Source organism: Streptosporangium lutulentum (assembly GCF_030811455.1).
GTDB classification, from domain to species: domain Bacteria; phylum Actinomycetota; class Actinomycetes; order Streptosporangiales; family Streptosporangiaceae; genus Streptosporangium; species Streptosporangium lutulentum.
Genome location: NZ_JAUSQU010000001.1, coordinates 7,185,879 through 7,198,267, shown reverse-complemented (window position 1 = coordinate 7,198,267; position 12,389 = coordinate 7,185,879). Strand labels below are relative to the sequence as shown.

The 12,389-nt window shown below is 68.8% G+C and carries 10 protein-coding genes; 8 read left to right on the top strand and 2 right to left on the bottom strand.

Features of this window, described 5'->3' with window-relative positions:
* Positions 1–112 precede the first annotated feature (112 nt).
* The 3 genes from J2853_RS32195 to J2853_RS32185 all read left to right on the top strand — a co-directional run bounded on the left by J2853_RS32195 (position 113) and on the right by J2853_RS32185 (position 1,549).
* Positions 113–349: a DUF4244 domain-containing protein gene (locus J2853_RS32195; protein ID WP_307564468.1), complete on the top strand. Its 237-nt coding sequence runs from the start codon at positions 113–115 to the stop codon at positions 347–349.
* Positions 350–393: 44 nt separating this feature from the next.
* Positions 394–747 carry a TadE family type IV pilus minor pilin gene (locus J2853_RS32190; RefSeq protein ID WP_307564467.1) on the top strand — a complete coding sequence of 118 codons (354 nt, stop codon included), beginning with the start codon at positions 394–396 and terminating at the stop codon, positions 745–747.
* 382 nt (positions 748–1,129) lie between these two features.
* Positions 1,130–1,549, top strand: a complete 420-nt coding sequence (locus J2853_RS32185) for an Rv3654c family TadE-like protein (RefSeq protein WP_307564466.1) — start codon at positions 1,130–1,132, stop codon at positions 1,547–1,549.
* Positions 1,550–1,863: 314 nt separating this feature from the next.
* Here the strand turns inward: J2853_RS32185 and J2853_RS32180 are convergent, their stop codons facing one another.
* Entirely contained in the window at positions 1,864–4,107 is a 2,244-nt protein-coding gene (locus tag J2853_RS32180; RefSeq protein WP_370879546.1) for a DEAD/DEAH box helicase, read from the bottom strand.
* A gap of 262 nt (positions 4,108–4,369) precedes the next feature.
* Here J2853_RS32180 and J2853_RS32175 point away from each other — a divergent pair, with 262 nt between their 5' ends.
* The 5 genes from J2853_RS32175 to J2853_RS32155 all read left to right on the top strand — a co-directional run bounded on the left by J2853_RS32175 (position 4,370) and on the right by J2853_RS32155 (position 10,893).
* A complete protein-coding gene (locus tag J2853_RS32175; RefSeq protein ID WP_030916965.1) occupies positions 4,370–4,720 on the top strand; it encodes an STAS domain-containing protein in 351 nt (116 codons plus the stop codon).
* 2 nt (positions 4,721–4,722) lie between these two features.
* Positions 4,723–5,169 (top strand): ATP-binding protein, encoded by a 447-nt coding sequence (locus J2853_RS32170; RefSeq protein WP_307564465.1) that lies wholly within the window; start codon positions 4,723–4,725, stop codon positions 5,167–5,169.
* 536 nt (positions 5,170–5,705) lie between these two features.
* Entirely contained in the window at positions 5,706–8,039 is a 2,334-nt protein-coding gene (locus J2853_RS32165) for a sodium-translocating pyrophosphatase (RefSeq protein WP_307564464.1), read from the top strand.
* Between the two features lie 181 nt (positions 8,040–8,220).
* Positions 8,221–8,721 carry a SixA phosphatase family protein gene (locus J2853_RS32160; RefSeq protein ID WP_307564463.1) on the top strand — a complete coding sequence of 167 codons (501 nt, stop codon included), beginning with the start codon at positions 8,221–8,223 and terminating at the stop codon, positions 8,719–8,721.
* Positions 8,722–8,796: 75 nt separating this feature from the next.
* A complete protein-coding gene (locus J2853_RS32155; protein ID WP_307564462.1) occupies positions 8,797–10,893 on the top strand; it encodes an FUSC family protein in 2,097 nt (698 codons plus the stop codon).
* Positions 10,894–11,053: 160 nt separating this feature from the next.
* On the opposite strand, the gene serB is transcribed toward J2853_RS32155, so the two are convergent.
* Entirely contained in the window at positions 11,054–12,277 is a 1,224-nt protein-coding gene (serB, locus tag J2853_RS32150) for a phosphoserine phosphatase SerB (protein WP_307564461.1), read from the bottom strand.
* Positions 12,278–12,389: the final 112 nt, after the last annotated feature.

Below are 12,389 nucleotides of genomic sequence, written 5' to 3'. Positions count from 1 at the left end.
GGAAGTTCTCCCCAGAACGCGGTTCGGGTCGACGAGGTCGTCGGCACCTGGGAAACCCTGGCCGGACCGACGCCGGGCGCTGGGCCTGGCTGAGACTTTCCAGGAGGAAACGATGGGTCGAGTGAGCACCGGCCGCACCGGGGATGACCGGCTGTGGTGGTTGCGGGCCCGCTGGGCGTCGCTGACCACCGGTCCGCACCGCGACCGGGGCATGTCCACCGCCGAATACGCGGTCGGCACGATCGCCGCCTGCGCCTTCGCGGCCATCCTGTTCAAGGTGGTGACGAGCTCCGAGGTTCAGCAACTGATCACGGGGCTGATCAACCGGGCCTTGAACGTGGCTGGTTGATCTTCGTGGCGCCCGTGGCTTCCTCTCGCCGATCGAGAGGATCGGTGACCGTGGAGACCGCCGCGGTGCTGCCCGCCCTCATGGTGGTGCTGGCAGCCGGGCTGTGGGCCGTGGCGGCGGTCGAGGCGCAGCTCGAATGTGTGGACGCGGCCCGGGCGGGCGCTCGGGCCGCCTCACGCGGTGAAGCGCTGGAGCGGGTCCGGGGCGGCGTTCTCGCCGTCGCTCCGGCAGGTGCGCGAGTTGTGGTGACCAGGAGTGCGGAGATCGCCCGGGTGGAGGTGTCCGTAAGCGTCAGACCTCGCTGGGGCGCCTCGCTTCCGAGCGTCACTGTTCGCGCGGCCGCGATGTCCGCCACCGAACCCGGCGTGATGTCCGCCGCCGAACCCAACGGGGAGTGATCCCTCCAGGCTCCGAGCCGGGGGGCGACGGCTGTTTCCGGGTCGAAGTCAGAGGTGGCGCTCGTCTTCGACACCGGACCGGGAGCGACGGCTGCTTTCTATTCGAAGTCAGGGGTGGCGCTCGTCTGTGACGGCGGACTGGGAGGGACGGCTACCCCCGGCTCGAAATCAGGGGCGCTCGTCTTCGACACCGGACCAGGAGTGACGGCTGCTCCCTGGCCGAAGTCAGGGGGCAGTTGTCTTCGACACCGGACCGGGAGTGACGGCTGCCCCCGGCTCGAAACCGGGAGTAATGGCTGTTTCGGCTTCGAGCCGGGGAGTGAGGGCTGTCGCCTGTTCCGGGTCAGGGATCGACGCCGTAACGGAGAGCGGAGGGGTGCGAATGGAGAACAGGCCGGAGCGGATGTGGGCCGGAGACAGGGCGGCCGGAGACAGGGCGGAGAGAGAGCGGGGTTCGGCCACGATCTGGATGGTCGGGCTCATGACGTTGATCTTTGTGGTGGCGACGGCGGTCGCCTTCGCCGGTATGGCCAGGGTGGCGCGCCACCGAGCGCAGAGCGCCGCCGATCTGAGCGCGCTCGCCGCCGCGCGGCTGGCCTTCGCCGATCCGAACCGCGGCTGCGCGGAGGCTTCCACGCTTGCCGTGGGCAACGGAGCGAAGATCACACGCTGTTCCATCGACGGCGGGGGCATCGCCGCCATCCAGGTGGCCGTGCGGTTTTTGTTACCCCTGGCGGGCGGTGTGACGGTCATGGCCGACGCGCGCGCCGGGCCTGTCCACATCTCCGATCTGGCCGGTTGAGAAGAAGGCACGGCTGGAAACGATGAGTCCTTTCGGGAGCGAGGCCGAGGCCGACATGGGCCCCGGCCGGGTGAGGAGCGATGCGGGATTCCAGTCACGGTCCGTGGAGGTGGGGTTCCAGTCACGGTCCGTGGAGGTGGGGTTTCAGTCACAGCCTGTGGATGTGGGATGCCGGCCACGGTCCGTAGGCGTGGGATTCCAGCCACGGTCCGTGAAGGTAATACAGGGCTTTGTCATCACGGATTTTCAGCTGACCGAAAATGCGAGCGCGCCGCCCTTCGAGCGCGCCGCCCTTCGAGCGCACCGACCTTCGATCACACCTCACATGGATCGATGGAGAGCAGGACGGCGAGGAGGCGGAGGGCCCCGGCCTTGTCCAGGGGTTCGTTGCCGTTGCCGCACTTGGGCGACTGGATGCAGGAGGGGCAGCCGCGCTCGCACTCGCACGAGGCGATGGCCTCGCGAGTGGCGGTGAGCCAGTCGAGGGCACGGGAGTAACCGCGTTCGGCGAAGCCCGCGCCGCCTTCGTGACCGTCGTAGACGAAAACGGTGAGCAGCCCGGTGTCCGGGTGAAGTTCGGTGGAGACACCGCCGATGTCCCAGCGGTCGCAGGTAGCGAACAGCGGTAGCAAGCCGATGGAGGCGTGTTCGGCCGCGTGCGCGGCTCCGCCGAGGTCCAGGCCGTCCTCGGCCAGGGGGGTGATCGCTGAGGCGGGAAGCGTCCACCAGACCGCGCGGGTTCGCAACGTACGCGGAGGCAGGTCGAGAGGCTCGTCACCGAGGAGTTCGCCGCTCTGGGCGCGGCGCTTGAGATAGGAGACCACCTGGCTGGTGACCTCCACCGAGCCGAAGTGAAGCTCTCCGGGGCCGAGCGGGTGTGAACGAAGGGATTCGATCACCGAGATGTCGGTGACATCCCTCGCGAAGGTCGTGTACTCGGGCGTCCCGGCTTCGAGCAGGGCGACTCCCGCCTCCAGGTCGAGCTCGGCCACCAGGAAGGTCTCTCCCTGATGCACATAGACCGCGCCGGTGTGGACGGACATGTGGGCGGAGGGTTCGTCCACGGTGCCGAGCAGCCGTCCGGTGGACATCTCGACGACCTGGATGGGGGCGCCGCCGGCTCCCCGGATGTCGGCGAGGTCGGTGGCCCGCTCCCTGCTGGTCCAGAACCAGCCCGTGGCGCGTTCTCTGAGCAGGCCGTCCTCGACCAGGCCCGAGAGCACCTCCTTGGTGGCCGGACCGAAGATCTCCAGGTCGTCGGGGGTGAGGGGAATCTCGGAGGCGGCCGCGCACAGATGGGGGCCCAGCACGTAGGGATTGTCGGGATCGAGAACGATCGCCTCGACGGGCCGGCCGAACAGGGCCTCGGGGTGGTGGACCAGGTAGGTGTCCAGGGGGTCGTCCCTGGCGATCAGCACCGCCAGGGCGTCCTGCCCGTCTCGTCCCGCCCGCCCGGCCTGTTGCCAGAGTGACGCCCGGGTTCCCGGCCAGCCCGCGATGAGCACGGCGTCCAGCCCGGACACGTCGACGCCGAGCTCCAGCGCGTTGGTCGTCGCCAGCCCGAGCAGGTCTCCCGACCGCAGGGCCTTCTCCAGTTTCCGGCGGTCCTCCGCCAGGTATCCGGCCCGGTAGGCCGCCACCTTGCCGGGCAGTTCCGCCGGCGCGCCCACGTCGACGACGAGGTCCTGGAGCCTGGCCCGGGTGGTGAGGGCCACGGACTCGGCGGCGCGGCGGGAGCGGACGAAGGCCAGGGTGCGGACGTCGGCGGAGACGAGGTCGCTGAGGAGGTCGGCGCTCTCGGAGGTGGCGGGACGGCGGAGGGGTGCGCCGCCCTCGCCCCGCAGATCGGTCAGGGGTGGCTCCCACAGGGCGAAGGTGGTAGCACCTCGGGGAGAGGCGTCCGTGGTCACCTCGGCCATCTGAAGGCCTGTCAGGCGCATCGCGAAAGTCCCGGGCTCGCTGGCCGTGGCCGAGGAGAGCAGGAAGGTCGGGCGGGAGCCGTACCGGGCGCAGATCCGGCGCAGGCGGCGCAGGATCTGCGCCACGTGGGAGCCGAACACGCCTCGGTAGCCGTGGCACTCGTCCACGACGATCATCCGTAGCCGCCGCCAGAAGGCCGACCACTGGGTGTGGCGGGGCAACAGGGTGCGGTGGAGCATGTCCGGGTTGGTCAGGACGTAGTTGGCGTGCCTGCGGATCCAGGCCCGTTCCTCGAAGGACGTGTCCCCGTCGAAGGTGGCCGCGCGAAGTTCGGGCACGTCGAGCTCGCCCAGCGAGCGGAGTTGGTCGGCGGCCAGCGCCTTGGTGGGCGACAGGTAGAGGATCGTGCCGCCGTCGAGCACCGCCGAGAGGGCGGGGACCAAGTAGGAGAGGGATTTGCCCGACGCGGTTCCTGTGGCGATGATCACGTTTAGACCGTCGTGGGCCAGTTCGGCCGCCTCTGCCTGATGTGGCCACAGGCCGGAAATACCGCGGTTCGCCCAGCGCGTAACCAGTCGCTCGTCGACCCAGTCCGGCCATCGGGTCTCGCCCGCCTGACGTGCGGGAACGTGCTCCACGTGCGTTACACGCTCACGACGTGCGGGAACGTCGAGCAGGTAGGTGAGAGCGGTGCCCGCTCGAAGGGAAGAGGATGAGGGCGGAGTCACTGGTTTCCAGTCTCACATCTCTGGGCAGAGTCGCCGGGAATCGTGATTTCGTATAGACACTGAGCGTACGCATGGTTGAATGCCGCGCGTCGGGGCTTGTTGTCCGGGGGTCACTCGGTCCCAGGAGACACGCCCGAATCGGTACTTTCGCAGGCAAGGCGCTGGAGGATCTGTGGATCTGAAGTTGGACCACCATTCCGAGGACCGTCTCACCATCGTTGAGGTCGAGGGTGAGATCGATGTCTACACTGCGCCCAGATTGCGTGAGCTCCTGATCGACCTGGTCAACAAGGGGAATTTCCACCTGCTCGTCAACATGGAGAAGGTCGACTTCCTTGACTCCACGGGCCTTGGTGTCCTGGTCGGCGGGCTCAAGCGAGTTCGGGCGCACGATGGCTCACTGGAGCTGGTCTGCACCCAGGAGCGCATCTTGAAGATTTTCCGGATCACCGGCCTCACCAAGGTCTTCGGGATCTACGCCTCGGTCGACGAGGCCAAGGAAGCCCACGGTCGAGACAAGTAGTCGTGGCTACCGTCGAGCTGACGTTCAGCGCTCTCCCGGCACATGTGCGCACGGCACGCCTGGTCGCCACGGCGATCGCCAGGCGCACCGGTGTCGAGGAGTCGCTGCTGGACGAGGTACGGCTCGCTGTCGGTGAGGCATGCTCACGGGCCGTGGAGGCACACCGTCTCCACTGTCCGGGAGAGCCGATCCGTATCGAGCTACGTGATGATTTGGGGCGGTTCGAGGTGACAGTCACCGACTCCGCTCCAAGCGACGAGCTGGAGCAGGATCGCGAGCTGTTACGGTTCGACGATCCGCTCGGGCAGCTCCCTGACACCCTGATGTCCGGATTCGGCATCGCGGTCATCGCGGGGCTGGCCGACGACGTTCAGGTCTACCCGAGCCAGAAGGGCATGCGTATTCGCATGAGCTGGCCCGCGGCGACCAACGGCCTGTCTCCGGCTTGAGACGGGCGGCCTGTCTCCGGTCTGGCAAGCCGATCTGACGAGCTGGTCTGACGAGCCACCACTGCTGTCCCCGGTCGACGGCCACTCCATGGTCTGTCTCCGGGGCGGACGACTTCGGCAGCCGGGCGTGTCCACCTGTGGACGCGCCCGGCTGTTTCGTCTGTGTAATCCAAATTTCGGATAAAACATAATTTGGATATATGTAGACCGAAATAGTCGTGAAACTGGGTTGCAGGCCCTGGTGTAGCGGCGTAAATGCCCTTATAAGCAGGTCGGTCGATGAGAGCTTGGCGGACGCGTTGTCAATTGGCCGCCAGGAGAGGCTTTATATCCGCGTCACTGCTGCGTAGACTCCCGGCACCGGCCAAGGTTTGTCCTTCGGAGCGGCCCATTACGGGCCGAATCCGGTGGGCGTCTGCGGACGCAACTGGAAGCGGCACTGCGAACCACCCCGGATGTGCGTCGCTTCGCCCGCCTACACCCATTGCAACGCACTCCGGGCAGGACGTGGTTCCCGTCTTGCCAAGGAGAGTCGGATGTCTGTGCTCCACCTCGCCGCTGTCGAAGAGCCAGCGGTATCCCTGAGCGGTTCCCATTTCAACATCGTGATCGTGGTCGCCGTCGTGGCCCTGCTCGCACTCGGCGTCGCAGGCGCCCTGGTGCGGGAAGTGCTCGCCGCCGACCAGGGCACCGAGCGTATGCAGAACATCGCGCGAGCCGTTCAAGAAGGAGCTTCCGCGTATCTTACGCGGCAGTTCCGGACGCTCGCGTTGTTCGTCGTACTGATTCCTTTCCTGCTCTATCTTCTCCCCGCCGAGTCGACCGGCGTGGCGATAGGCCGATCGATTTTCTTCGTGGTCGGCGCGCTGTTCTCCGCACTGACCGGCTTCATCGGCATGTGGCTCGCGGTCCGCGGAAACGTCCGGGTCGCCGCGGCCGCCCGTAGTGCCGGCGAGAAGGTCGCCATGCGGATCGCCTTCCGCACCGGTGGCGTGGCCGGCATGATCACTGTTGGTCTGGGCCTGCTCGGCGCGGCCATCGTGGTGCTCGTCTACGGAGGCGACGCCCCGGCCGTGCTGGAGGGCTTCGGCTTCGGCGCCGCCCTGCTCGCCATGTTCATGCGAGTCGGCGGCGGCATCTTCACCAAGGCCGCCGACGTCGGCGCCGACCTGGTCGGCAAGGTCGAGCAGGGCATCCCGGAGGACGACCCGCGCAACGCCGCCACCATCGCCGACAACGTGGGCGACAACGTCGGCGACTGTGCGGGTATGGCCGCCGACCTGTTCGAGTCCTACGCGGTCATGCTCGTCGCCAGCCTCATCCTGGGTAAGGTCGCCTTCGGCGTCGAGGGTCTGGTCTTCCCGCTGATCGTTCCGATGATCGGTGTGCTGACCGCGATCATCGGCATCTTCGTCACCGCCCCGCGCAAGGGTGACCGCAACGCGATGGCCGCGATCAACCGTGGCTTCTTCATCTCCGCGGCCATCTCGGCGATCCTCGTCGCCGTCGCGGCCTTCGTCTACCTGCCGAGCACCTTCGCCGGGCTGACCGGTGTGAGCCCGCAGGTCGCCGCGATCACCTCCGACCCGCGCCTGGTGGCGATCGGCGCGGTGCTCATCGGCCTGGTGCTGGCGAGCGCCATCCAGATCCTCACCGGCTACTTCACCGAGACGAACCGTCGTCCGGTGAAGGACATCGGGGAGAGCTCCCGCACCGGTCCCGCCACGGTCATCCTGTCCGGCATCAGCGTCGGCCTGGAGTCGGCGGTCTACTCGGCGCTGATCATCGGTGCCGCGGTCTACGGAGCCTTCCTGCTCGGGTTCGGCAACGTCACCATCGCCCTGTTCGCCGTGGCCCTGGCGGGCACCGGCCTGCTGACCACGGTCGGCGTGATCGTGTCGATGGACACCTTCGGCCCGGTCTCCGACAACGCCCAGGGCATCGCCGAGATGTCCGGCGACGTCCAGGGCGAGGGCGCGCAGGTGCTCACGTCGCTGGACGCGGTGGGCAACACCACGAAGGCCATCACCAAGGGCATCGCGATCGCGACGGCCGTGCTCGCCGCGACCGCGCTGTTCGGCGCGTTCCGCACGGCGGTCGAGACCCAGCTGACCATCGCGAGCGCGAGCGTGAAGGAGACGCTGGGCTCGTTCGCGTCGTTCAACCTGAGCGTCGACTCCCCGAACGTGCTCGTCGGCCTGATCATCGGCGCCGCGGTGGTGTTCATGTTCTCCGGTCTGGCGATCATGGCGGTCGGCCGTGCGGCCGGGCGGGTGGTCTTCGAGGTGCGCGAGCAGTTCCGCACCAAGCCGGGGATCATGGCCGGTACGGAACTGCCCGACTACGGCAGGGTCGTGGACATCTGCACCCGCGACTCGCTGCGGGAGCTGGCCACGCCAGGTCTGCTCGCCGTACTGACCCCGATCGCCGTCGGTTTCGCCCTCGGCTACGCGCCGCTCGGCGCGTTCCTCGCCGGCGCCATCGCCTGCGGCACGCTGATGGCGGTGTTCCTGGCCAACTCCGGCGGTGCCTGGGACAACGCCAAGAAGCTGGTCGAGGATGGTCACCACGGAGGCAAGGGTTCGCCGGCCCACGAGGCGACCATCATCGGTGACACCGTCGGTGACCCGTTCAAGGACACCGCGGGTCCGGCGATCAACCCGCTGCTCAAGGTGATGAACCTGGTGGCGCTGCTGATCGCTCCCGCCGTGGTGACCTATGCCGACAACGTGGCGCTGCGGATCGGCGCCACCGTGATCGCGGTCGGCGTCATCGTCGCCGCGGTGATCATCTCCAAGCGTCGTTCGGCGAGCATCGCCCCGACCGAGGAGAGCCAGATGGATCGCGAGCCGGAGCAGATCTCCAGCTGAGCGAGGCGTGACGGAAGGGGTGCACGCCCGGCGTGCACCCCTTCCGAGTATCCGGCCGACCCCGGTGGGAAACTGAGCCCATGGAACAGCAACCCTCCGGTGGCAAGACACTTCTCCTCATCCTGCTGGCGATGGCCGTGATGTTCGCGGTGATCGTGGGTGCCGCCATCTGGGCGGCGGGGTGACGACGCGCACGCTCATCGTCCTGAGGCACGCGCAGGCGGCTCATGGTTCCGGCCTCCCCGACAGGGAGCGCCCTCTCACCGAACGCGGGGAGCTCGACGCCCGCCGGGTCGGTGAGGCGCTCACCGGAATGGATCTCCGGCCGGACCTGGTGCTCTGCTCGCCGTCGGTGCGGACCAGGCGGACCGCCGCGCTGGCCCTTTCCGGTTTCGAAGGCGATTTCACCCCTTCCAGTGCGGACATCCTGTTCGAGCCGGTCATCTACGAGGCCTATTTCGAAGAGTTGCTCACCCTGATCCGGCGAAGCGACCCCGAGACGCGCACGCTGATGCTGATCGGCCACAACCCGGGAGTTCACGACCTGGTCCGGGAGCTCACCGGCTGGGACGGAGACCCCGGCTTCCGCCCCGGAGCGTTCGCCGTCATCGAGATCGACGACGAGTGGGCCGGGCTCGACACGGGACGCGGTGTCATCCGCTGGAGCCCGGGAGACCACTGAACATCCGATATCAGGGCAAGAAGGTCAGGAGGGCTAGGAAGGGTACGACCTCCCGTCGCTGAGATCGGGGGTGACATGCGGAGGATCGTCGAGGCGCTGCGCTGTGACTTCGTGATCTCCGGACGTCCCGCATGGGGATACGGCCTGATCTGCGCGCTGGGCATCTGCCTCCCGCTGCTGGTCGGCGTTCTGTCCGGCCGCATCCATGAGGGCGCCGCGATGGCGCTGGGCGGCTATCTCGCCGTCTTCGGCGACGCCCCCGGCCTGCCGTACGGCGCGCGCGCCCGCAAGCTGCTCCTGGCCACGGCGGTGGTCACCCTCGGCGTCGGCCTCGGCGGGCTGATCCAGTTCCATCCCTGGCCGGCCGTCGTCGTGGTCGGTCTGGTCGTCGCGGCCGGCACCTACTGGAGTGTGCTCGGCATACCCGCGATGCTCGCCGTGGTCCTCGCCTACTTCGCCCCGTCCGCTCTGAGTCCGCCGTTCCACATGGCGATCACTGCGGCCGGTGGCCTGCTGGTCACGCTCCTGGTCGTGGTGGTCTGGCCGGTGCGCCGTCTTCAGCCGCTCAACAGGGCGATGCGGAGTGCCGGCACGGCCGTCGCCGACCTCCTGGCCTCCGAGGGCCGCGCCTCGCTTTCGGAGGAGAGCCGGGAGTTGCTGCAGCGCAACGCCCTCACCGCGCAGAAGGCCGCGGCCCGGGCGTTGTCCCTCTACCGGGTCTCGGACGAGGACAACCGATCACCGGAGCGGTTGCTGGTCACGCTGACCCGCATCCTCCACGAGACCATCGCGCTGCGTGTGCTGCGGGCGGCGGCCGTACAGGCGGGAATCGGGGCGAGCTGGACCGAGGAGCTGGAGGAGGCGGTCGAGGCGCTGGCCCTCGCGCTGCGGGAGGCGGTGACGTCCGGAAGCTCGGCCTCGGTGCCCGAGGCGCTGGCCGCCGCGAGGCGTTTCGCCGACCGGACCGAGGAGATCCTCGAGGCCGTCGACACGGGCGGTACGCCGCTGACCGGGGCCGTGCTGCTGGGGCAGATCCGCCGCGGCGTGGACCGTACCGGGATGGCCGTGCGGTCGGTGGCGCAGCAGACGGCGGAGGGGCTCGACGTCAGGCTGCGGCTGCCGAGGTTCGGACTGCCCGGAAGGCCGGTGTTCGCACCCGGTCACGACCCCGTCCGGAGGGGGCTGGCGACGATCGTGGCCATGGGGTTGATGGTGCTGGTTCATGAGCACTACGCCAAGTGGTTCGTGGTGACCGTGGTCGTCAGCCTGCGTCCGGCCTATCGCGACACGGTGGACCGGGTGCTGCTGCGGGTGCTGGGCACGGCGGTGGGCGCGATGGGCGCGGCCCTGGTGCTCGCGATCGCACCGGGACTCCCGCCCCTGATCCTGTTCATCGGGATCTGCGCGGCGCTGGGGTTCGCGTTCCGCGGCTCCTGTTACGGCTACTGGGCGATGTTCTCCACGCCGCTGTCGTTGATGCTGTCCGACTTCTCCCTGCCGCTCGACTGGAGCGCCGCGGTGGCCAGGGTGGCACTCACGATCGCGGGTGGGGCGCTGGCGCTGCTCTTCGCCCGGCTGCTGTGGCCCAGGGAGAATCGGGCCCAGCTGACCGGCAGGATCGCGGACATGATCGAGAAGCACGCCGCGCTGGTGCGGTCGCTGGTCGACCAGGATTCCGGCGGGGTGCGCGCCGAGGTCGCCTCGGCGGCCGACGCCGAGGAGCGGCTCGCCGAATCCCTGGACCGACTGGACAAGGAGCCCGGGGGCAGCGCGCCGCAGCGGCTCAGGGACGCGGTGACGGCGGCCCAGCGGCTGCGTGACAACGTGCTCGCGCTGCTCGCGGTGCCACCGCCGGGGGAGAAGGCGGGGCCCACTGTGACGATTCTGGACATGGTCGCCGACCGGTTGGAGAGGGTCGCCGAGGCGGTCAGGACGGAGCGGCCCGAGGAGCCACCCGATGATCTGGACGGGATCCTCAACGAACTCGGCGCGTACGTGGACGGGCTGGCCGCGCGCCGCATGGACGAGCGGGCCGAGGGGGCCGAGGGGGCCGCCGACCGGATGACCGGGGTACACGAGGGGATCAGGCATGCCGCGGCCGCTCAGTCGCCCCTGCGGGGACTGAGCGCCGAAGCCGTCCGGCTGGCCTCGCTCAGCGCTCCGCGACGGTGAGCCACGTCTGGGGCCGTCTCGCCCGGCGCCCCGTGAGGGTGAGTCTCGTCCGGGGCCGTCTCGCCCGGCGTCCCGTGAGCTTGGCGTCCCGTGAGCTCATCGCCTCGTGAGTTCAGCGTTTTGTGAGCTCGGTGCCCCGTGAGTTCAGTGCCCCGTGAGTTCAGTGCCCCGTGAGGGTGACGCCGTCTTCGGCGTCGGCGTCCTCGACCTCGGCCCTCGGGATGCCGAGCAGGTAGAGGATCGAGTCGAGGTAGGGCACGTTCACCGCGGTGTCGGCGGCCCGGCGGACCACCGGCTTGGCGTTGAACGCGATGCCCAGACCGGCCGCCGCGATCATGTCCAGGTCGTTGGCGCCGTCGCCGATCGCCACGGTCTGGCTGATCGGGATCGCAGCCTCCTCGGCGAAGCGCTTCAGCGCCCGGGCCTTCCCCGCCCTGTCCACGATCTCGCCGGTGACCCGGCCCGTGAGCTTGCCGTCCACGACCTCCAGGGTGTTGGCCGCCGAGTAGTCGATCCCGAGGTCCTTGACGAGGGCGTCGGTGAGCTGCGTGAACCCGCCGCTGACGATCGCGAACCGGTAGTCGAGCCGCTTGAGCGTCCGCACCAGCGTACGGGCGCCGGGGGTGAGCACGACCTCCTCGCGGACCTTCTCGAAGACCTCCTCGCTGAGGCCCTCCAGCAGCGCGACCCGACGGCGCAGCGACTCGGCGAAGTCGAGCTCGCCGCGCATCGCCTCCTCGGTGACCCTGGCGACCTCCTCCAGGCAGCCGGCGTGCGCCGCCAGCAGTTCGATCACCTCGCCCTGGATGAGCGTGGAGTCCACGTCCATCACGATCAGCCGTTTGGCCCTGCGGTGCAGGCCGGTCCGCTGCACGGCCACGTCGACCTGCTGCGTGTGCGCCTCGGCGGCCAGCTCCGCCCGCAGCGTGTCAGGATCGGCTCCGGAGACGGCCAGCTCGATGCAGGTCACCGGATAGTTGGACAACCGTTCGATCCGGTCGATGTTGGCGCCCGCCGCGGCGATCCGCCCCGCGATGCCCGCCATCGCGGCGGGCTGGAGGGGGGCGCCGAGCACGGTGATGTGAAGCCGCCCGCGTCGCCGCCTCTCCTTGGGGTCGGAGCCCGTGGACAGCTCCACCTGCAGGCCGAGGTCCTCGGCGGCCCGCTCGACGGCGGTCCAGAGCGCGCCGAGGGTGCCACCGGTCCCGGTGGGGGCCTCGCCGGCGTAGGAGACGAGGATTCCGAGGGTGAGCCGACCACGGATGACGACCTGCTCGACATCGGCGACGACGACGGGGAAGCCCGACAGGACCGAGAAGATCCGCGAGGTGACGCCCGGTCGATCGGGGCCGGTCAACGTGATCAGAAGTGTGCGCTGGTTCATCGTTCTCTACGCTACTTGGCTCTGGATTCGATCGTGAATGTGGTTCATCATCCGGACGCCTGAAGTTCGCGGACACCTCAGGTCCGGCGTCACTTATGGGTGTCTTCATGAA

What these genes read in the sequence shown, in the direction of transcription:
- J2853_RS32195 (WP_307564468.1), top strand. Translation starts at nt 113, where the DNA reads ATGGGTCGAGTGAGCACCGGCCGCACCGGGGATGACCGGCTGTGGTGG.
- J2853_RS32185 (WP_307564466.1), top strand. Translation starts at nt 1,130, where the DNA reads ATGGAGAACAGGCCGGAGCGGATGTGGGCCGGAGACAGGGCGGCCGGA.
- J2853_RS32165 (WP_307564464.1), top strand. Translation starts at nt 5,706, where the DNA reads ATGTCTGTGCTCCACCTCGCCGCTGTCGAAGAGCCAGCGGTATCCCTG.
- J2853_RS32155 (WP_307564462.1), top strand. Translation starts at nt 8,797, where the DNA reads ATGCGGAGGATCGTCGAGGCGCTGCGCTGTGACTTCGTGATCTCCGGA.
- serB (WP_307564461.1), bottom strand. Translation starts at nt 12,277, where the DNA reads ATGAACCAGCGCACACTTCTGATCACGTTGACCGGCCCCGATCGACCG.